Source organism: [Clostridium] fimetarium (assembly GCF_900111235.1).
GTDB classification, from domain to species: Bacteria; Bacillota; Clostridia; order Lachnospirales; family Lachnospiraceae; genus Clostridium_N; species Clostridium_N fimetarium.
In genome coordinates this window covers 1-20,628 of the sequence record NZ_FOJI01000007.1, presented here as the reverse complement: position 1 = coordinate 20,628, position 20,628 = coordinate 1, and the positions used below count along the sequence as shown (strand labels likewise).

Genomic DNA, 20,628 nt, shown 5'->3' with positions numbered 1-20,628 from the left:
AACATTCCTGATTAATATTTCCCAAACTACGCTTCCAAAAAATTTTATAGTAATGAAAATGTCCCCTAGGCTAAGCCCAGAGGATATTTTTAGGAATGTTTACATTAAACAATTTCATATCACATTATTAAATCATCATGAACCAGCCACTTTTAAAAATCGCGAATCACATCCAGTGCTGGCAGTGCATTTCCGCTATAATCAAACAATGCCTGATTTGCCCACTCATTTCCACATGGTCCTGGATCATTTAAGTACTGTAAGGATGCCTGTGTTGCCCAGGCAGATCCCTTTACCGGAATCCACGCCGGTTCCCAGTAGAAGAAGCCTTTTCCTTTTCCATTCTTTATTCTTGCAATTCTGTTTAAAAAATCCTTCATAAAATCGCACTGTCCCTGAATGGTCATGGGATATTCGATCTTCTCAACCAACTCCGGTTTTGTTGCATATCCTTTTCGTTGTGAATCTTCAAGCTGTTCAAAGGTTTTGTAATCCTCCATGGTAAATCCCATAGATACCTCCGCTACAATTAGATCCTTCCCATAACGTTCTGCAAGATCGTTCATGTTATCTTCTAGCATCTGTAAGGTTCCATGCCAGAATGGATAATATGACAAGCCGATAATATCAAATGCCTCTCCACGTTCCATAAAATGATCAAACCACTCCCGATACAATGCATTATTTCCGCCATTATCAAGGTGAATCATCACAGGAATCTTATGACCGACTTTTTCAGAAGCTCTTTTTGCTGCTCTGATTCCTGCATTCACAAGCCGTGCAATATTGTCATATTGCGGCACTTTTCCCTCCGGCCAGAGCAATCCATTTGACAGTTCATTGCCAATCTGTACCATTGTCACACAAACACCTTCATCCAGAAAATAATTTATGGTTTGGTAGGTAAATTCATCTACCGCTACTTCCAGCTGTTCTACCGAGTACCCTTCCCATGCCTTTGGTTTGAGCTGCTTTCCCGGATCTGCCCAGAAATCACTGTAATGAAAATCCATCAAAACACCAAATCCTGCATCTGTAACCGCTTTTGCAATCTTTAGTGAGGTATCTGCATCATTACCACCAGCACCATACGTCTCGCCTGTTTTGGAATATGGATCATTCCATATTCTGATTCTGATTGTATCTACATCCTTATGTTTCATAACTTCAAGAATATCTGTTTTCTTTCCATTCTCAAAATACTGTGCGCTACATTGATCTAATTCTGCTAAAGTTGATAAATCCATACCTTTAATGAACTTTTCCATTACAATTCCTCATCTCCTTGTCCGCTTATTAAATTTCTTATTTCATAAACGAGTATTTTTATAAAACTATTCCTTTAATCAAAATCGAACTTCTGAAATCTTTGATTCATTGCTTTATAACGAAAGCGAATCATCTCATTATTCTTTAAAACATCTTCTTCTTTTCCAGTATACTGACAGCGGATGCAATAATATTCTTTTTTGGCCTCATCATAAAACATGTCGATATCCAGATCTCTCATAAAACACGAAGGACATCTGTAATTTAATTTGCCTTTTCCAGATTGAGCCATGTCGTAAATACCTCCTTATCTGAAATTATCTTCTTGTACCCTAATGTAAACATTGGTGAGAATGCATAACCTTCCTTCACATAGCCTTCTACGCCACTGCAATCTTCTACCGTCAAGGAAACCTTTGTATCAATTGCAGGAATCACTGCACTTACCTCAGATGCGCCTGCTATTGCTGCCTCACGGCATCGATATGCATAATCAATTGTTTTTACCTCTGACTTGCCAATACATTTTAACGTAATGTTTGTCATATCCTCTGGATATTCTGTTGTGCCATAGCATGCAACCATATATTCATCGATTTCTACTTTGGCATCCGGATTACTCATGGAAAGAATCTTTCTTTCAATCTGAATCGCACCGCTTCCCTCTTTAAAATATTGTGTTGTCTGCAAGACTACAGTCAGTCCTTCAAATTCAATTTCTACAGGATCTAACGTAAGAATACGCGAACTTACCTTCCCATCATCATCCTTTTCCTCTGAAAAATGTGCTTTTGTCCGGCACAGGCACAAATCAATTTCTTCTCCCTGGAAACTGATCTTAGCGCTTCGAACCGTACCCTCTCCTGCATAATGTGTAAAATATCCTGCACGGTATTTTTCCTGAATCAGGAAAGGATATGAGGCATCCTGAACATGTTTTGTTCCAATTCCAACCTCCCATTTCAGTTTTGCTGCATATGGACGAAGATCTACAATTGCTCCACCCTGGTCCATATTCACACAAGCTCTCATATATGGGTCGCAATACCAAAACACCTGCTTATCTGAGCCATATAAAATATCTCTCCATAATGCACATTCTGGTTCTTCATAATGCTTCTTTTCCCTGTAATAGTCTGCGAATTCTGCCATTGTCAAATCAGTAAGCTTTCCTTCTTTTTTCAGCTTTCCATAGTATGCACAGCCATCCTCATAGGATTTCTTTAAAAGCTCGTAAGGAGCTTCCCATCTTCCCATCTTATTCAACCAGCCAGGTCCAACAAACATCATATTATACGCATATCCATTGTTATACTTATGAAGGTCTCTATATTGGTCAACCAGATTATAAAAATATGGCATATCCCATGTTTGGGAATCATATATCATTCCACGCAATACATTTTGCGGATGTGTACCAAAATTAGAGCCATTTCCATCATAGCATGCAATCAGGTCTCTTGATAAATGTGGAATTGCAACAATACCACTGTCTTCTGCCTCATTTGCTGCAGGTGCATGAGTATTTAGCTTAGATGGAATCCATGGTGCCCATGGACCACCATCCAAGAACGTATACCAGGAATTATTGCAGGTATGGTACGCCTTAGGTCCTTCTTCCCAACAGGTTGCAATCGCACATTTGACTGTTGGATATTTCTCTTTGATATAGTTGGTTAGCTCAGCATCCATATAGTATGAACCTGTTGATTCCGGATAGAATCCAAACCGTTCATGAAACTTTTCAAACACATCATTGACAATTTGCTTTTTATCCTCAATTGAAAACATCCAGATACAGAAATCCTTTGTTTTATATTTTTCGCGGAATTCCTTACAAGGAAGACCCAGCAAAGATAGTCCAATCTCATCTTTGTACGCCGCATGATGTTCCTTTGCAAGACCTACCGCTTCATCATTAAATAGACTGGCATAAGTCATATGAATGGTTGTTTTCAGACCATTCTTGTGCGCCGTCTCCTGCTGTAACTTGAAAATGTCAAGAGATTCTGTTAGAAGCTGCTTTCTTCCTATGTCTTCTACTTTTCCATGTCCTGTTACTTTTTCAGCATATTCCGGCACCATCTCAGGACGATGAATTAGATTTAATACAAATTTATCCATAATTTATTATGTCTCCTTTTTTAGTATAATCAGCCCTTTACAGAACCTCCTGTAATGCCTTCCACATAGAACTTCTGCATAATAACAAACAAAATACCAATTGGAATTGCAACCAGAATGCCTCCAGCGCAAAATCTTGAGAAGTAATTTGGCAGCAGATTTCTCTGTAGCATATTATAAAGTCCAATTGCGACTGTCCAGTCACTTGAAATTCCAGAATTTAGAATAATTCTTGCAAATATAAAATCTGCCCATGGTACAAGGAAGGAACTAATCACCGTGTACACAACAATTGGTTGGGAAAGTGGTAGCACAATCTTTACAAAGGTTGTCAGCTCGGAAGCACCCTCCAGATAGGCAGCCTCCCTTAGTGATGCTGGAATTGTATCAAAATATCCTTTGGCTATTAAGTATCCCAATCCAGAGGCTCCGGAATATACCAAAATCATCCCAAAATGACTGTTCGTCAGATTAACCGCTTTTAAAATAAAATATATCGCAATCATAGAAAGAAAGCCTGGAAACAGCTGCAGCATAACACCTGCATTCATCAATGCTTTTCTTCCTTTAAATCTCATGCAGCTCGTTGCATAACTAACCATTAGAATGAATATTGTTGAAATCAGACAGGTAAATATTGCAATAATGAATGTATTTGTAAACCATCGCGGAAACTGTGCTACTGTGTCAGATTGAAACAGCATTCGGAAATAATTATTGATTGTCCATGTTTTTGGAAAGAAACGACTTGTATTCATTCCATCATATCCGCTAAAGGAAGTAACGAGGAGCCAAACAATTGGTATCAGCCAGATTACTGCTAATATTGCAAGTAGCAAATTGTGTAATATCTTTCGAACAACTTTTTTCTTTTTACTCATTGAAAGCGTTCCTCCTTATCTCCCTTGATTAGCACATTAAAAGCGAATAATGTTACTATTGTGCAGACAATAAAAACACATATACCTATAACCGCCGCCATTTTATAATTATACTGTTCGCTGGTCAGACGATACAGCCAGGTAACCAATAGATCAATTTCCTTGCCATTAGAAGCAGCCATCTTCTGATCTGTCGTTACATAGACATCTTGCGTCAGCAGATATATTACATTGAAATTGTTAATGTTTGCTGTAAACTGTGTTACCAGATACGCACCTGTAACAAAGAGCATATATGGCATGGTAATATTCCGAAATGTCTGAAACTTATTTGCACCGTCAATCCTTGCACTTTCCAGAATATCCTGAGGTATATTCATCAGGACACCGGTTGCAATCAGCATCAGGTAAGGAACACCAACCCATATATTGATGATAATAATCATAACCTTTGCCCAGTTTGGATTGGTCAGAAATGGGATATAATTTGTTGAAATCCAACCCAATTTCTGAAACAATTCTGTTAATCCTATAGAACTGCAGAATGTGTTTGCAATCCCTGCATTGGCAAAAAAGTTCCTCATTAGCAATAATGTTACGAACTGTGGAACTGCAATGGCAATGACAAAAAAGGTTCTCCACATCTTTGGAAATTTTGTCAGCTTGCTATTAATCAATAAGGCAAGTAAAATTCCTCCAATATAAGTCGTGATTGTCGCAAAGACTGCCCAGATCAAAGTCCAGCTTAAGATCTTTCCAAAAGTATAGCTAAATGTATCTGTAATGCTTACCGTAAACATTGTTCGAAAATTTGCAAGCCCCATCCATGAAAACAGTTCTGCTGGCGGCATATGTAACTGATCATAATTCGTAAATGCAATGCAAATCATAGCAATCAACGGAAATACATTAAAAACAATAATTCCAAGGATTGGCAATGCCAATAGCGTAAAATGAAATCTCTGATTAATCATCATTCTACAGTCTTCCCTGAACGAATTAATATGTATTCCATCCTGCACATACTGCTGCAGTCTATATACATTTCTAATGTTCTGCATCCACAGAAGGACTGCAACAATCAGTATTACAAGACTAATGACACCAAACAAAAGGATTAAAAGAGAATTGTCATACTGATTCACTTCATTCTTCATGGTAAGTGAATTGTATACCAATTCACGCTTTGCTGTACCTAATTTTCCTAATTTTGAGATATATGTAACCCCTATTATAAAATTGTATAAAACCACTGCGATTTCTAAAAATGTCACAAGAAAGCCTTTTACAAACTGTCTTCTCTTCCAATAGCCAGTTCCCATAATGAGCAAAGATGCTTTCACCGCTCCGTCTCCTCTAACAACCGCATGTACAAATCCAGTGAAGAAATTTGCAATTGATTTGAAGAAGGAAGACACTGGATTATTCTTTTTATTTTGATTTGTTTTTCCCATAAGCCTCCATACCTTTCCAGCTTTTTATAACAGCCGTGCACCACAGATGTAGTGCACGGCTGGTAAAATCTAAAAATATATATAATATTTCAACATATTATCATATTACATCACTTTGTTCCCTGTGCTACAGCTGATACAAGGTTATCTAACAATGTCTGAATGGATGTTTTATCTGGATTCCCCTGTGCAAGGATTTCGCCAAACGTCTTTGCTGGTTCCCAATAATTGTCTCCAGCCTGCTGAACAACTCCATTGGTTGCATTCTGTGCTGTAACAGCCGCTAATGCAACATTTGCCTGAACTGCAGAGGACTTGCCAACATTGATGTTAGAAGGTCCGATTTGTCTCTGTTCAAAACGTGATGTCTGACTTTCTTCATTTGTGAGGAACAATGCAAGTTCCATTGACCAACCTGCCTGCTTTGAATTCGCATTCACACCGATCAACTTATAGCCTGCTGCAGATCCTGTAGCAACCTGTTTGCCAGCACATGTATATGTAGGAAGTGCTGTTGCAGCATATCCTTTTCCAAATGCCTTCTGTACTGCAACTCCATCCCATGTACCAGAAACGATTGCACCAAGATCACCCGTTGCAATCGCATTGGATGATTCGCCATCTGTAATTGCCTTAAATGCACTGTTTGATGAAATATTAAGAATCCCCTGTGCAACATCTGTTCCCTTGATACCTGTTGAAGAAGTCTTATTCCAATTCAAGGTTGTTCCACCATCTTCCTTCACTGTTGATGTAAAGTCTGCTCCAAAGAAGAAGCCTGCATTATACCAGCCAGATGCAAGAACCATTCCTGTTTTCTTGCCCGCCTTATTGCATGCTGCAAGTAATGTATCCCATGATTTTGCTGCATCTGCTGTAATGATGCTGCTGTCATAATATAAGAAATAGCCATTATCAGCAGACATTGGATAAGCATATAAATTTCCATTTACAGTTGCTGCATCAACAGAACCTGTGACATTGTTATTTTTTACTGTTGTCGTGTCCTGAACATTCTGAAGAACGTTTGCCTTCACAAGACTTGTAATCTGGTCACTTGCAAATGCGAATACGTCTGCTCCTGCTTCTGGATCTACCAGTAAATCATCCTTTGCTTTTGCTTCTGACTCAACACCAACGGTAATGTTAAACGTGGTATCCGAATGCGCAGCCTTGAACTTCTCAATCAATTCATTTGTCAAAATCTGATCCTCCTCAGCTGCCCAAACTGTCAGATTGACCGGATCACTTGAAGTCTTGCTCTTTGAACTGCCTGCTCCGCAGCCTGTCAGCAATGATGCTGACATTGTTGCACACATAAGTGCTACCAAAAATTTTTTCTTCATACTTAAAACCCTCCATTATTTTTTCTGCAACAACTATATCCATCCACCTATATAAGCTCACTACATGAAAAATAAGCTTATCTGAAATAGCCTGTTTATGATTGGACAATCGGTTGTTCTTTAATTGAGTATATAATGAATATAATTTTATGTCAATGTACATATTATATAATAATATGTACACTTTTTCGTTACTTTTGTAATTTGTATTGTATATATTTACTAATATTTTCTTTTCCTATTTTCATTATTATTTTATTGTGCAAACGGTAAACCAATTAACATAATAGTAAAGAGTAGGTTTGGTAAACATCCCTCTGCTGTAATCACTGGGATGTTTACGATTGAAATTATAACGGCAAAATTACTTTGTTGACTCTTTGAGCACAATTTCATAAGGCAATAGTGTTTTTTGCGCAACGCTCTTTCCTTCAATCATATCTATAATGGTTCTCCCTGTTACAATTCCAAGCTCTTTTGTATTAAATGAAAGAGACGTAATTGAGGGTACATAATTTTCAAGCATGATACCGTTATAAAATGATGCCACTTTTACATCTTTAGGAACCTTCTTATGCAAATCATGCAGCTTATTAAGCACTCTCACACAAATCGCATCATCCATGCATAAAATGCATTCTGCGTTCTGTTCCAAAGCTTCTTCAACCTTCTTATCCAACATAATATTATTCTCGATATTAATGTCCACCAGATTCATATCTGCCGATTTCCCAACTGTTTCATAACCCTCATAAAATCCTTTTAACCTGTTCTGGCTAACGACATGATTCATATCTCCTCCAAGAAGTGCGACCGTACCACTGCACTTCATCAGAACCACAGAGGTAAGCTCTTTGCAGGCGTTCTTATGGTCATGGTCAATCTGGATGACGCCTGTATAATTAGAGCTTCCTACAGTCACAAATTTAATATTCTTTTGTTTTAAAAATTCAATCTGTGGATCATTTATAAAGGTTCGCATAAGAATTACTCCATCTACTTTACCATTATTCACAATTCTCTCTAAGGATGAAATATCATTATCTTTATTGTATGCAAGTAAAATATCATATTCCATTAGTCCAGCAATCTCCTCAATTCCAAGCAAGCATTCCTGAAAAAAGGTAAGATCCATCATATTATAATCCACTGGCATAACCACTCCAATATTATAAGTTCTAGACTGTGCCAGTCCCTTCGCCACAATATTAGGCTTATAATCGTGAAGCTTGATATATTCAAGCACGTTATTTCTTGTTTTCTGTCCAATTCTTCCTTTTCCAGACATTGCTCTAGACACCGTAGTCTTTGACACCCCTAAATCTGCTGCTATATCTGCAATTGTAATATTTTTTATTTTCTCATCACTCATAAGTTATCTCCTTTATCTGTTTCCATCGTTATCTTTTGAATTCTTGTTGCGTATTTAATATTATTATCTACCATAACGCGAAATAAAGCAATAACATTTCAAGTAACAAAACAGCCAAAAAATCCAGTTGTTTTCTAACATTTTTAACATATCTTTTTTACTTGTCAGTATGCTATACTATTTGAGCAACCGATTGTTCATCTGGAATTATTTATATTTGATTCTATACTTTTAAACGAAATTCAACACACTATGGAGATTATTATGAAAATGAAGCATTTATTATTTGGAGCAGCATATTACTCAGAATATCTGCCCTATCACAGAATTGATCAAGATATGGATATGATGGCTCAGGCAGGAATGAACACCATTCGCATTGCCGAGTCTACCTGGAGTACTTTGGAGCCTCAAGATAACATCTTTAATTTTAACCAGCTGGATCTTATGATTGATGCAGCGCAAAGACACAATCTGTCTGTTATTATCGGAACTCCCACATATGCAGTCCCTACATGGCTTGTCCGTAAACACCCCGATATTCTGCCTGTCACGCATGATGGACAAACTCTTTATGGGCACAGACAGAATATGGATATTACCAATCCTCATTACCTTTTTCATTGTGAACGTGTCATCCGTAGGCTTCTCGATCATGTAAAAGATATTTCTCATATCATCGGCTTTCAGATTGATAACGAAACAAAAAGCTATGATACCTGTAGTTCTACTGCGCAACAGAAATTTGTAGTTTATTTGAAGCAAAATTTTCCTGATATCAATACATTTAATTTGGAGTTCGGACTTGATTACTGGAGTAACCGCATTAATTCATGGGATGATTTTCCCGATATCAGAGGCTGCATAAACCAAAGTCTGAATGCTGAATACAAAAAATTCCAGCGACAGCTTGTAACAGAATTTTTATTCTGGCAGTCTGAAATAATAAAAGAATATATCCATGACGAACAGTTTATTACGCATAACTTTGATTTTCAATGGATTGATTACTCTTTTGGTTATCAGCCAGAGGTCAATCAATATGATGCTGCCCGCTGCATGAGTGTTGCCGGAGCCGATATTTATCATATTTCCCAGGACCAGCTGACTGGTGCAGAAATTACCTGCTGTGGTAATATTGCAAGAAGCCTAAAGAATGACAACTATCTGGTATTAGAAACGCAGGCCCAGGGCAATACCGGATGGCTTCCATACGAGAAGCAATTACGCCTTCAAGCTTACAGCCATATTGCAAATGGTGCAAACAGTGTTCTTTACTGGCACTGGTATTCCATACACAATTCCTTTGAAAGCTACTGGAAAGGCGTTTTGTCTCATGATTTCAAAGAAAATACAACTTACAATGAAGCATGCGTCATCGGAAATGAATGGAAAAGAATTGGGTCTCATTTAATAAATCTGCAAAAGAAAAATCAGATTGGTGTGATTCTGGATAATAATTCCCTTACCGGGCTTTCGGAATTTCCATTAGAAACAAGTGGCGATTTAAGTTATAATATTGTTATGCGGTGGCTTACCAATTCTTTATTCCGGTTAAATCTGGAATATGACATGCTCTCCTCAGATTCCTGCCACATTAATGACTACGCTTATATTATTGTTCCAGCTCTGTATAGTGCAACGGAGCAGCTTCTACTTTCATTAAATGACTATGTTGCTAATGGAGGGCACCTGATTGTAACATTTAAAACCGCATTTTCAGATGAACATTTAAAAATTCGTCATGAAAAGCAGCCTTATCTCTTAAATGAATGTCTTGGAATTGAATATGATCAATTTACCTATCCGTCAGCGCATACAGAAATTTGTTATAACTATGCTAGTCATCATATGACGGCCAAGTGCAGAGAATGGATGGAACTGGTAAGCTGTATAACAGCTACACCTTTAGGCCGTTATATTAATTCCGGATGGAGTGGATACAATGCAATTACTGTGAATCATTATAAGAAAGGGGTATCTATGTATCTTGCTACAATGTTCGATGATGATTTGTTAGATACTGTATTATCCGACTATATAAGCGTCGACTCAGAATGTGAAGGAATTCATGCCCCTGTAATCATTAAAAAAGGAGTCAACGACTATGGTCAACTCCTGCGATATTATTTTAATTACTCTAATGCATGTCAGACCGTCATCTATTCAGGTCATAAAGGATTAGAACTTCTTCATAACAAAAACATTGCAAACGAAGACATTCTTACCCTTCCTGCATGGGATCTTTTGATTATCGAGGAATATCTCTAGTGTGCTGTACCAATGATATTTGATCCATGTACTACCCCTATTGTGGGTAGTATATAGTCATCCGGCAATACTGTACTAATAAATTATACGTTCCATCCTTCGTTAGCAATCCAACTGTTATCTCTATTCTATTTCGCTAATTTTCTTTCTAATTGGCAGCACCATTGCCGGAGATACGGATAATTCATCAATGCCCATTTTTATAAACTCTTCCGTCATAGATATATCTGCTCCTAATTCTCCACAGATACCTACCCATATTCCAGCACTATGCGCACTTTCAATGGTCATTATACTCTCTCAGCAAATTGGTATTCTTTTTTTTCACTTTCTTCTATTATAAAAGTCTCTTGTGGAATATAAAAACCTTTTTCATTCTTGAGATACTGATATAGATATAAAGTATCGTATTTTGAAAAGCAGTTTCTGGAAACTTCACCCCATACTCTTTAGATAAAATCAATAGTGTTTTGCCAATCAGTGCCGTTACTTCTTCCTTTTCTTTACGAATTCCAAATTACAATCTGGTATGTTGGTAATGTAAAAGTATATTCTGGATTCACCTTTGTAAGAAAAACTCTTCCCGTATTAGTTGTCATAGTTTCATTCGTAATTACAGAATCTTACTATCACGATATTATTGTGCCTCATATGCTATTTTTAAAATATTCAAAATTTCTTCAGCTGTCAAAACTTTATATCCACCTAAAAGTACAGTTGAATTTGCAATTAATGGGAGCATCTCCTCTGTTGCACCAAGTTCTTTAAGGTTCGTTACAATTCCACATTCTTTTATAAATCTTTCCATAACATCAATGCCTTCTAAAGCAACAACTTCCTTTGTCTTTCCAGTTTCATCTACACCCCATACGTTCTTTGCAAATCGAACGAACTTATCCAAACCAAACTGATAAATATATCTGTAATAAGGAAGTGATATTGCTGCCAATCCCATGCCATGTGCACAATCTGTATAAGCGCCCAACTGATGTTCAATCATATGAACTTCCCAATCCTGTGTTTTGCTTAATCCCATAATTGGGTTCATTGCAAGAGTAGAACTCCACATTAAATTACTTCTTACTTCATAATCATTAGGATTCTTTACTGCAACTTTTGCACTATGAATAATAGAATTCAAAAGACCTTCAATCAGATAATCAGAAGTCACATCATCTTCACCTGAGAAATACGCTTCCATTAAATGTGACATCATATCAAAAGTTCCGCTTATCATCTGATATGTTGGCAATGTAAAAGTATATTCTGGATTCAATATTGAAAACTTTGGATTTACATTTGCAGGAAATACTCGCCCGGTCTTAATTTTTATTTCTTCATTCGTAATTACAGAACCACCATTCATTTCAGATCCTGTTCCTGCCAATGTTAGAATAGATGCAACTGGTACAATCTTATTATCGATTGGCTCAAACTGTAACCAATAACGTGTGAAAGCATCTACTTCACAATATGCAGATACTGAAATTGCCTTTGCACAGTCTATAACAGAACCACCACCAACAGCTAAAATTAAATCTACATGATTCTCACGTACTAATTTACCCCCTTCCATAACTTTTTTATAGGTTGGGTTAGCCATAATTCCGGATAATTCCACAATCGTTTTACCATTATCCTTTAAAATGGCAGTTACCTGATCATAAAGTCCATTTTTCTTAATCGCTCCTTTTCCATATGCAAGCATTATGGTATCACCATAATTTGCAAGTTCGCTGCTTAAGTTGTTTAACGCATTTTTTCCAAAATATATTGTTGTTGGATTTTGATAAGTAAAATCTAAATTCATTTTTTTCTCCATTTCTGCGCATTTTAGCGCATTGACTAATTTTATTTTTTTGCAATTTCATTAATACAGTTAACAGCATTTAATGTTCTTGGAAAACCAATATATGGTATACACCATGTGATAGCAGATAAAAGTGTATCACGGTCATTACCAACATTTAAATTTCCCACTATATGAGACTTTAACTGGGATTCACATCCGCCAAGCGTTGATATGCAACAAAAGGTTAGAAGTTCTCTCGTTTTAAGATTAATCGTTTTTCGGGTATAAAAATCTCCGAAACAATAAGCTGACAGGTAATTCTGAATATGCCTTTGAAATAATTAATATTTTTTTACTCATATATATAATCTCCTCCTTTGTTCATATAATCTATTTTCATAAACTTCTTTTATTTTTCCGTTATCCCACAATAAGAATCGGAAGCAGAACAACCATGCAAATATCTACAATTATTTACATTATTTTTTTTTGCATTTATGCATTCATTTTATGTACAATCCGCCATAGCTTCTGAAATTTTAATCTGCAAGGCAGTATCATAATAATCAATTCCGTGCTCCATAGCGTAAGCTACCATTTCAGATGTTGCTGTTTCATCAATTGTCCCATCATTCCCATCAATTACTGGCAAACGCATAGCACCCATACCGAGGGCTGACAATTCTAATTTTTGGAATTCTTTGTAAATCATCTTATTTCTCCTCCAATTTCTTTATAATTTTTGCTGGTACCCCAGCAACTACAACGTTTTGGGGAACATCTTTTGTTACCACAGAACCGGCTGCAACTATAGCTCCATTTCCGATGCATACACCAGGAACTACGGTTACATTAGCACCTATCCAGACATTTTTACCAATCTTAACAGGAGCAGGTAACATATTAACCCGTTTATCCGAGTCAAAGTTGTGATTCAATGTTGCAATTACTACATTGTGACCAATTAATACTCCGTCATCTATTATGATTCCACCCTGATCCTGAAATTTACATCCTGAATTCATAAATACATTTTTACCAATTGTTATATTTTTCCCACAGTCTGTATAAAAGGGTGGGAACATTACAAAACTATTATCCACCGGCTTACCAATTATTTCAGAAAATATTTCTCGTATCTGCTCCGGTGTATGATAACTGTTATTTATTTCCGCCGTTAATCTAAGTGCTTCTTGAGATACCCCTTGCATAAATTGGTGAATTGGTGAACCTCCCTCTATCTCTTTTCCACTATCTAAAAAATCCAAATATTCTTGTAAATCCATTTATTCATACCTCTTCTTTATAATCTAAACCAAATTCTAATATAACTTTGATATACTAACTCCGGAATTAATGATTTATAAAAGTAATATAGCCTCAAATTACTTTTTCATTGTGTTCTGTTTTTATTGAACAAATGAGATAATCCAAACAATCTACTTTCTTCTGGATTTCATGGATATCATTCACGAGTGTGCGTCTTTGTTTTGAAAGTATTTGTAGCTTTCTTTTATAATCATTATCTCCTGTGCAATTTGTAAATGCCTCAATAACTTCTTGGGGACACCCTGCATCTATAAGATCTTGAATTAAAACTTTATTCTCTTCCATCTCATTCCTCCTGAATATCATTATAAATACTTTCTTATGGAATAACAAATTGTTATAAAGAATAGGTTCCCATAGTTTACAGTAATAGTTGTAAATGATATACTAGAATTATCATATTTTGAAGGGAAGTACATTATGGAATTACGGGTATTAAAATACTTTCTCGCTGTTGCAAGAGAAGAAAATATCACTGCTGCTGCCCTGAGTTTACATGTAACGCAACCAACGCTTTCTAAGCAGTTAAAGGAATTAGAAGATGAATTGGGCACACAGTTATTTATCCGAGGAAATCGGAGAATTACATTGACAGAGGATGGCATATTTCTGCGCAAAAGAGCTCAAGAAATCCTTGATTTGACAGAAAAAACAGAAACTGAATTGAAAGAATCCGATGAAATAATTAGCGGGGATATCTATATAGGTGGAGGAGAAACAGAAGCAATTCGAATTCTTGCAAAAGTTGTAAAACAAATTACAGAAGAATATCCTTTGATACATTTTCACTTATATAGTGGCAATGCCAATGATGTAACGGAGCGATTAGATCGTGGATTATTAGATTTTGGTATTCTTATCGAACCAGTAGATTTAAAGAAATATGATTTCCAGAAACTTCCAGCCACAGATACTTGGGGTCTTCTTATGCGAAAGGATTCTCCTTTCGCTACAAAAGACACCATAAAACCAGAAGATTTATTAGAGTTACCATTACTCTGCTCCAACCAGACTTTGGTTAAAAATGAATTATCCGGTTGGGCAGGTATTGATTTTGATAAAATGAATATTATTGCTACATATAACTTAATTTTCAACGCTTCTATCATGGTTCAGGAAGGTGTTGGCTATGCACTTTGCCTTGATAAACTTGTCAACACAACCGGAGTCAGTGATTTGATATTTAAACCACTAGAACCATCTTTGGTTGTCGGCCTTGATATTGTATGGAAAAAATACCAGGTATTTTCAAAAGCTTCTAAGATGTTCTTAGCAAGATTACAAGGATCGATTTCAAACTAATCAAGTAATCGGGATTCAATTTTTCCATTGTGTACGTTGGTACTTCTCAATCAGTTTCCTTCTTTTTCTTAACTATCCTGCTTAGCGCTTTGGGAAGCGCCATAGCTGCTGGCAAAAATATCGGAAGGAATATAAAGCATAGCATTAATAACCCTACAATTACCGCTGTAGCCAGTTCTTCTAACAACACCATACCAGACGGTATTAGTGTAGCAAAGGTGCCTCCTAGAATAATGATTGCTGACATTATAACACCGCCCATATTCTTACAAGCTGCCACAATTGCCTTATCTGCAGGCATATCGTTATATTCTTTATAGCGCATCATAAGAAACAAACTATAATCAACACCTAATGCTACTATAATAATGAAAGCAAAAAATGGTACAAAAGAGGAAATTCCTTCTAAGTTTCGACCATCCATAAATATTATTTTCATTGCAAAAGATGCTGCGAAATATGATCCTACTAACGAGCCTACAATAGCAATTGGTGCCCACACAGATCGTATCACAATTAATAACACAATGAATACACCAATAATAACAATGATCGCTGTTCTTTGAAGGTCACTAGATAATACAGCATTTGTTTCCTGTGTGTTTGCGGTTGTTCCCGCTACCCCATAGTTCGTATTGGCAAGCACAGTTCCTTTTAATGAAGTGGAAAGAACATCTCTAATTTCTTTCACCGTATCTTGAGCTGCATCTGAATATGGATCGTTAGTTAAGACTATATTTAATTTTGTAATTGTTTTATCACCCGATAAGAAATTTTTAATTACTGGTTGAAAGCTTACAGCCGTCATCGCTTGTTCCGGCATATAAAAAGACTTATTGTCGCTCAATTTTTCAAGATAAGCATCCGTCTGTCCCAGACCACCTGAAATCTGCTTTAATCCGGCAATCACACTATCAAGTTGTCCTGACCCGTTACTTGCTTGTGCTGCTTCCAAACCTTGATAGATTTTAGTCAATCCAGCTTGCGATTGTGACATTCCATCTGCCACACTGGACAACTGATTTCCTAAATAGAAGCCATCAATTTGTTCGCCTTGTGGTTGCGTCACTGAAGATACTTTTTTCACTCCGTCGATATTTTTCAAATTTTGTGTTAATTTATCAATGACAGCTAGTGATTCATTATTATCTAGTGCACTGTCTTTTTCAATTACAACTGTAGTTGTCATTGTCTGGCCTGCACCAAAGTGATCGGAAACAATATTAAATCCTTTTGAGGAAGGGCTGGAATCTCCAAGTTCACCAACCAAATTAAAACTTAAGCTTGGATTGTAGTAGTATACAAATGGTAGGACAATAATTAGCACCGCCACAAATGCAATTATGCAATGTTTAGTAGAAATAGCTGACATCTTTCCCCATAATTTACTTTCTTTATGTTCTATCGCTTTTTTAGAAGGCCAAAAAAGCTTTTTTCCAAATACTTTCAGGACAAACGGCGTTAAAGTAAGGATCTCAAGTAATAGCATAACTGCACCAATTACGACAGCTGCTCCCGATTTATAAATTGGGCATTGTGCAAAAACAAGCGCTGCAAATGCAATTATAACGGTTGCAATACTATATATAATTGTTTTTCCTGCTGTTTTATAGGTATTTACGATAGCCTCATCAACGGATTTCCCCTGTGATAATTCTTCTCTGAATCTGCTAAACAGAAGAATGTTATAATCAGTACCAATACCAAATAGAATCAAAATAAGAAGCATCGTTGTTAAGCTTGTTACCGGGAAGTTTGCTTTGTCAATTAATTGCGCTGCAATACCACTCGCTGTAAGATAGGCAAACGCCACTCCTAGTAAAGATACAATAGGAGTAATGACAGAGCGAAATACGATGATTAGCACAACTAAAATGAATAAAACAGTCAGCATCGCACTCTTTGTAACTCCATTTTCAGATTTTGTTTGATAGTCATTCGTGATAAAATCTTCTCCGCTTAAGTAATGCTGGGCACTAATGTTTGTTAGTTTTGCATTAAATAAATCGGATAACTCATCTACCGTTTTATCTTGTTTATCCACCTTAACACTGACCATTAAGGTTGTTCCATCTTCAGAATATAAAGATGATGATGCTTCTGGCATACTGAATGGATCAATCATTTCTACAATGCCTAACTCGGAACTACTATCTCGAATGGATTTTACAGCATCACCGATCTCACTTTTTTCTTTATCTGAAAGTTTATTTTCATCAAAAAAGACGCTAAGATCACTGGTGCCTTTGGTAGTCTCCATTTTTTCCAAGATATTGCTGGAAACTACAGATAGACTGCCATTCTTTAAAGCGGATTGTCCTCTTTCACTCATAATTGCATTTATATCTGGTTTAAATACGGTAAGTAATATGGCTCCTAAAACCCATACGATAAATATAGCCCAACGGGCTTTAATAATTGTTCTCATATTTCTACTCCTTTTGTAATGTTATTATAGTCATTTGTATTTTGCTGCATTGATTAATGCAATTTATATAAATTCATTTCTTTCAATCATTTTCTATTTACTTTAGAAACGAAATTGTATTAGTATGGGATATCTCCTTCTTTATTGATCATCGTATACTACTCATTCAAAGTAACATGAACGTAAACAATCTTATTTAAAGCTGCTAACTGGCTGTTTACTTTGATTTGTTTTATTTGATAACGTTATAATACTATCTAATTGTTTGTTTTATATTTGATTTTTGTTTGAATAATATTAATTAAAGTAATATACAAAAAACCAGACATTAATTTGAAATAAAATTAATGTCTGGTTTTTTAAGTTTTAGATACATCCATGGTTATAAGAAGTATTTAAAGAATGGATTAGTATAAAAGCTTACTCCCTTTTTCACAAATTTCATAAACTTCATCCCGTTTTTCTTCAATTAATGGAGAGACTTTTTCAGCTCTTTTTCTAACAACCATATTATATATATAATATGGTGATATCCAACCTGCAAAAGCAGGTATTGCTAAAATGATGCTTAATACAATCATTGGTGGTGCCGCCGTTACTGCAAATACAGATCCCGCCATAAATGCTGTTCCAATAATCCCAACTATAATTGCATACATGGTAGCGGTTGAAGTTTTTGACGATTCCAGCTGAATGATTTCTTTTATGCAGAATTCAAAATTCCTCTGCAGTCTTGTAAGCTCCATTTTATTCATAATCTTACGGTCTCGCTTTAACCATAGGACAACTGTACCATATGAACTGGGTATATTTCTGGGTACATTTACAGACATATTATGCTTTATATTATCATCAACTTCCCAACCAAAATTCTTATATCCATCTATCTGAAATGAGACCTTTTCTTTATTTGTAATTACTTCCTTATACTCATATCCCACAAATGCATTGCTGCCTTTTATTATTTCACTCATAAGTAGACCTCCCCATGTCTTCTTTCATCTTCATTGTTATCTGCAATAGAAACCGGTATTGTAACCGTAAAGGTAGTTCCTATACCCGGTGTACTCTTCACACTCATTGTACTTTCCTGTAGTTGCAGTACTCTTAATGTCAACGCAAGCCCTAGACCATTTCCTTCTTTTGAATGGGAAGTATCACCTTGATAAAATTCATCAATTGAAATATCCAAATTTCCATCTGCAATCTGTATAATGTACGCTTCCGTTTTTCGAATAGGTTTCACTATACTATTTGCAAAATAGAGTAATTGTATAATACCCACAACAAGTACCATCGCGATGACATTAGCAATTATCATAGGGTTAGTTTCCTTTAAAGATAAAATAGAAACTAACGTCGACATTATAATTAATGGACATAAACCGGTTGCTATAATCTGACTTCTAATGCTATGTGTCACTCTTTTATTTTTCTATCTTTCTTGATCTTGTATTTTCATAAACGTATATTTCCTTTCTTGGTTAATTCATTATCATTATTTTAGAGGATATATGTTTATATTTTATTTGTGAATTGTTTCAGTTTTATTAATGCAAGAGTTTTTACACTGCAATAGACTGCGCCGCCACGAAACTCCTCTATGAACTGAAGATTATTTTTAAAATATCACTAAAGTACCAAACACTTGAGCCAATTACTTGATTTTCCATCTGTTTTTTTTTTTGCTTTACCCACTTTTCCTTCTTTATTTTCTTTTTTCGATATCTGTATCCCTGAATCTTCTACTCCAGTAAGTGGATCTCCCGCGGAGGCGATGTAAACAAAACAAAAATCATTAAACGAATCATGTATGTCCGTAACAGTTTCTTATTTAATAAAAAACGCTTACACAAAAAAAAAAATTGTGTTACACTCTAAAACTGCGTACAGATTAAACTGTAATTCCAGTTAAATCACTATGCGCAATTCTTATGAAAGGAGACAATAAAATACCAAAAAACAAAAAAGAAGGAATTATTTTTGGAATACTAATGTGCCTCATAATGGTTTTCTTTATGGGTTTATTAAATATATCCATACATATGGGTGGATTGAATTCGACTTCATTTTTAATATCCATAAAAGCATTTCCGCTTATCTTTATTATTGCATTCATTCTTGAAAATGTACTCGTTGGTCCAATTAATAGACAATTACTCAAATATTTTGTTGGAGAACAAGACAGTAAAAACTCACGCATCTTATTTAACTGTTTTTTTATAGTAACCATGATGTCTATACTTATGACGATCATCGGTGGTATTTTCGGTGGTGATAGCCTGATTACGGTTTTTAATGAATTTTTCATTAGATGGCCAAGAAATTACGCTGCAGCATTCTTTTTAAATATTCTTGTTGCAGGTCCTATCAGTCGACTTGTACTAGCAAAAATTCAGAAATAGTTTCCTGTAATAAAATCTATAGTAAATAGCTGTCTTTATACAATAACAGACAGCTATTTTTCTATCCACAGTCTTATGTGACGGTTGCAAAACACTAGGACAACTTTCCAATACTGATAAATCATATTTTCCTATTTCTTATTTAAGAATCTAATAATACGCTCGATATCTACAATTACCAGATTCACTGCTCTCATAAAAATCCTCCTTATTTTTTATGAATAGTATATACTTATACTGTGTTTCCTTATAAAGGCAATAGCTTATTTACTAACAAGCAGATTATATAATTTACTTAATATTCTTTTTTAATTCCATAATTTTCAATTATTTTAATCTAAACTTAATGATATAATTTTAATACATACATAAAAAAATAGTGCAAAGGAGAAATTTATGAAAAGTATAAAAACAAAATTAATAATATTTTTGGGATTATTAATAACAGTCATATGTGTAGGTATAAGTGGGATTTCGTATATAAACTCATCAAGCGTTTTGAACTCAAACCTAAGCAAGACCCTTCCTGAAATTGCTATACAAACTGCTAGTAGTATTCATGCAAAAGTCAATATAAAAATGTAAGTTTTATACAAAATAATGATGTATGAAAACCTACATTTTTATTTTGTATTTTATGATGCATCTTCAGACA

Annotated in this window: 18 protein-coding genes and 2 pseudogenes; 4 read left to right on the top strand and 16 right to left on the bottom strand. The window is 35.5% G+C overall.

The window, feature by feature from the left end; translation table 11 throughout:
- Window positions 1-152 precede the first annotated feature (152 nt).
- The 7 genes from BMY18_RS09915 to BMY18_RS09885 form a co-directional block, all read right to left on the bottom strand.
- Window positions 153-1,268 carry a glycoside hydrolase family 53 protein gene (locus BMY18_RS09915; protein ID WP_092453535.1) on the bottom strand — a complete coding sequence of 372 codons (1,116 nt, stop codon included), beginning with the start codon at window positions 1,266-1,268 and terminating at the stop codon, window positions 153-155.
- A gap of 74 nt (window positions 1,269-1,342) precedes the next feature.
- Window positions 1,343-1,561 (bottom strand): hypothetical protein, encoded by a 219-nt coding sequence (locus BMY18_RS09910; protein WP_092453533.1) that lies wholly within the window; start codon window positions 1,559-1,561, stop codon window positions 1,343-1,345.
- The gene (locus BMY18_RS09905; protein ID WP_092453531.1) at window positions 1,534-3,393 is read right to left on the bottom strand and encodes a hypothetical protein; all 1,860 of its coding nucleotides are present in this window, start codon (window positions 3,391-3,393) and stop codon (window positions 1,534-1,536) included. Before BMY18_RS09905 ends, BMY18_RS09910 begins: the two co-directional genes overlap by 28 nt.
- Before the next feature lie 29 nt (window positions 3,394-3,422).
- Entirely contained in the window at window positions 3,423-4,274 is an 852-nt protein-coding gene (locus tag BMY18_RS09900; RefSeq protein ID WP_092453529.1) for a sugar ABC transporter permease, read from the bottom strand.
- Window positions 4,271-5,728, bottom strand: coding sequence for a carbohydrate ABC transporter permease (locus BMY18_RS09895; RefSeq protein WP_092453528.1), 1,458 nt, complete (start codon window positions 5,726-5,728; stop codon window positions 4,271-4,273). The genes BMY18_RS09900 and BMY18_RS09895 overlap by 4 nt, the downstream gene beginning before the upstream one ends.
- Before the next feature lie 110 nt (window positions 5,729-5,838).
- Window positions 5,839-7,074, bottom strand: a complete 1,236-nt coding sequence (locus tag BMY18_RS09890; RefSeq protein ID WP_092453526.1) for an extracellular solute-binding protein — start codon at window positions 7,072-7,074, stop codon at window positions 5,839-5,841.
- Between the two features lie 364 nt (window positions 7,075-7,438).
- Entirely contained in the window at window positions 7,439-8,446 is a 1,008-nt protein-coding gene (locus BMY18_RS09885) for a LacI family DNA-binding transcriptional regulator (protein WP_092453524.1), read from the bottom strand.
- Window positions 8,447-8,710: 264 nt separating this feature from the next.
- On the opposite strand from BMY18_RS09885, the gene BMY18_RS09880 reads away from it, so the two are divergent.
- Window positions 8,711-10,717, top strand: a complete 2,007-nt coding sequence (locus tag BMY18_RS09880; RefSeq protein ID WP_092453522.1) for a beta-galactosidase — start codon at window positions 8,711-8,713, stop codon at window positions 10,715-10,717.
- A 123-nt stretch (window positions 10,718-10,840) separates the two neighbouring features.
- Here the strand turns inward: BMY18_RS09880 and BMY18_RS09875 are convergent.
- The 6 genes and pseudogenes from BMY18_RS09875 to BMY18_RS09850 form a co-directional block, all read right to left on the bottom strand.
- A pseudogene (locus BMY18_RS09875) lies at window positions 10,841-11,008 on the bottom strand (putative PEP-binding protein); the annotation flags it as partial.
- Between the two features lie 346 nt (window positions 11,009-11,354).
- Window positions 11,355-12,527 (bottom strand): iron-containing alcohol dehydrogenase, encoded by a 1,173-nt coding sequence (locus tag BMY18_RS09870; protein ID WP_092453518.1) that lies wholly within the window; start codon window positions 12,525-12,527, stop codon window positions 11,355-11,357.
- A 41-nt stretch (window positions 12,528-12,568) separates the two neighbouring features.
- Window positions 12,569-12,781, bottom strand: a complete 213-nt coding sequence (locus BMY18_RS21790) for a carboxymuconolactone decarboxylase family protein (RefSeq protein ID WP_242941019.1) — start codon at window positions 12,779-12,781, stop codon at window positions 12,569-12,571.
- A 278-nt stretch (window positions 12,782-13,059) separates the two neighbouring features.
- Window positions 13,060-13,221: pseudogene (locus BMY18_RS09860) on the bottom strand (aldo/keto reductase); the annotation flags it as partial.
- A gap of 1 nt (window position 13,222) precedes the next feature.
- Window positions 13,223-13,795, bottom strand: a complete 573-nt coding sequence (locus BMY18_RS09855; RefSeq protein WP_092453514.1) for a sugar O-acetyltransferase — start codon at window positions 13,793-13,795, stop codon at window positions 13,223-13,225.
- Window positions 13,796-13,889: 94 nt separating this feature from the next.
- Window positions 13,890-14,123, bottom strand: a complete 234-nt coding sequence (locus BMY18_RS09850) for a hypothetical protein (protein ID WP_092453512.1) — start codon at window positions 14,121-14,123, stop codon at window positions 13,890-13,892.
- Between the two features lie 135 nt (window positions 14,124-14,258).
- Between BMY18_RS09850 and BMY18_RS09845 the strand changes: the two genes are divergently transcribed.
- Complete coding sequence (locus BMY18_RS09845; protein WP_092453511.1) at window positions 14,259-15,140, top strand: LysR family transcriptional regulator; 882 nt, start codon at window positions 14,259-14,261, stop codon at window positions 15,138-15,140.
- A gap of 46 nt (window positions 15,141-15,186) precedes the next feature.
- On the opposite strand, the gene BMY18_RS09840 is transcribed toward BMY18_RS09845, so the two are convergent.
- The 3 genes from BMY18_RS09840 to BMY18_RS21515 form a co-directional block, all read right to left on the bottom strand.
- Window positions 15,187-17,568: an MMPL family transporter gene (locus BMY18_RS09840; protein ID WP_092453509.1), complete on the bottom strand. Its 2,382-nt coding sequence runs from the start codon at window positions 17,566-17,568 to the stop codon at window positions 15,187-15,189.
- A gap of 407 nt (window positions 17,569-17,975) precedes the next feature.
- The gene (locus BMY18_RS09835) at window positions 17,976-18,542 is read right to left on the bottom strand and encodes a hypothetical protein (protein WP_092453507.1); all 567 of its coding nucleotides are present in this window, start codon (window positions 18,540-18,542) and stop codon (window positions 17,976-17,978) included.
- Complete coding sequence (locus BMY18_RS21515) at window positions 18,539-18,991, bottom strand: sensor histidine kinase (RefSeq protein ID WP_330385970.1); 453 nt, start codon at window positions 18,989-18,991, stop codon at window positions 18,539-18,541. The genes BMY18_RS09835 and BMY18_RS21515 overlap by 4 nt, the downstream gene beginning before the upstream one ends.
- A 511-nt stretch (window positions 18,992-19,502) precedes the next feature.
- Here BMY18_RS21515 and BMY18_RS09825 point away from each other — a divergent pair.
- Window positions 19,503-19,973 (top strand): DUF2798 domain-containing protein, encoded by a 471-nt coding sequence (locus tag BMY18_RS09825; protein WP_242941005.1) that lies wholly within the window; start codon window positions 19,503-19,505, stop codon window positions 19,971-19,973.
- A gap of 396 nt (window positions 19,974-20,369) precedes the next feature.
- Window positions 20,370-20,558 (top strand): hypothetical protein, encoded by a 189-nt coding sequence (locus BMY18_RS09820; protein ID WP_092453505.1) that lies wholly within the window; start codon window positions 20,370-20,372, stop codon window positions 20,556-20,558.
- The last annotated feature ends 70 nt before the right edge of the window (window positions 20,559-20,628 follow it).

Bases quoted from the DNA above. Each gene is read 5' to 3' on its own strand.
- BMY18_RS09855 (WP_092453514.1), bottom strand. From the start codon at position 13,795: ATGGATTTACAAGAATATTTGGATTTTTTAGATAGTGGAAAAGAGATA.
- BMY18_RS09900 (WP_092453529.1), bottom strand. From the start codon at position 4,274: ATGAGTAAAAAGAAAAAAGTTGTTCGAAAGATATTACACAATTTGCTA.
- BMY18_RS09835 (WP_092453507.1), bottom strand. From the start codon at position 18,542: ATGAGTGAAATAATAAAAGGCAGCAATGCATTTGTGGGATATGAGTAT.
- BMY18_RS09885 (WP_092453524.1), bottom strand. From the start codon at position 8,446: ATGAGTGATGAGAAAATAAAAAATATTACAATTGCAGATATAGCAGCA.
- BMY18_RS09845 (WP_092453511.1), top strand. From the start codon at position 14,259: ATGGAATTACGGGTATTAAAATACTTTCTCGCTGTTGCAAGAGAAGAA.
- BMY18_RS09840 (WP_092453509.1), bottom strand. From the start codon at position 17,568: ATGAGAACAATTATTAAAGCCCGTTGGGCTATATTTATCGTATGGGTT.
- BMY18_RS09825 (WP_242941005.1), top strand. From the start codon at position 19,503: ATGAAAGGAGACAATAAAATACCAAAAAACAAAAAAGAAGGAATTATT.
- BMY18_RS09820 (WP_092453505.1), top strand. From the start codon at position 20,370: ATGAAAAGTATAAAAACAAAATTAATAATATTTTTGGGATTATTAATA.
- BMY18_RS09910 (WP_092453533.1), bottom strand. From the start codon at position 1,561: ATGGCTCAATCTGGAAAAGGCAAATTAAATTACAGATGTCCTTCGTGT.
- BMY18_RS09870 (WP_092453518.1), bottom strand. From the start codon at position 12,527: ATGAATTTAGATTTTACTTATCAAAATCCAACAACAATATATTTTGGA.
- BMY18_RS09850 (WP_092453512.1), bottom strand. From the start codon at position 14,123: ATGGAAGAGAATAAAGTTTTAATTCAAGATCTTATAGATGCAGGGTGT.
- BMY18_RS09880 (WP_092453522.1), top strand. From the start codon at position 8,711: ATGAAAATGAAGCATTTATTATTTGGAGCAGCATATTACTCAGAATAT.
- BMY18_RS09895 (WP_092453528.1), bottom strand. From the start codon at position 5,728: ATGGGAAAAACAAATCAAAATAAAAAGAATAATCCAGTGTCTTCCTTC.
- BMY18_RS09915 (WP_092453535.1), bottom strand. From the start codon at position 1,268: ATGGAAAAGTTCATTAAAGGTATGGATTTATCAACTTTAGCAGAATTA.
- BMY18_RS09890 (WP_092453526.1), bottom strand. From the start codon at position 7,074: ATGAAGAAAAAATTTTTGGTAGCACTTATGTGTGCAACAATGTCAGCA.
- BMY18_RS09905 (WP_092453531.1), bottom strand. From the start codon at position 3,393: ATGGATAAATTTGTATTAAATCTAATTCATCGTCCTGAGATGGTGCCG.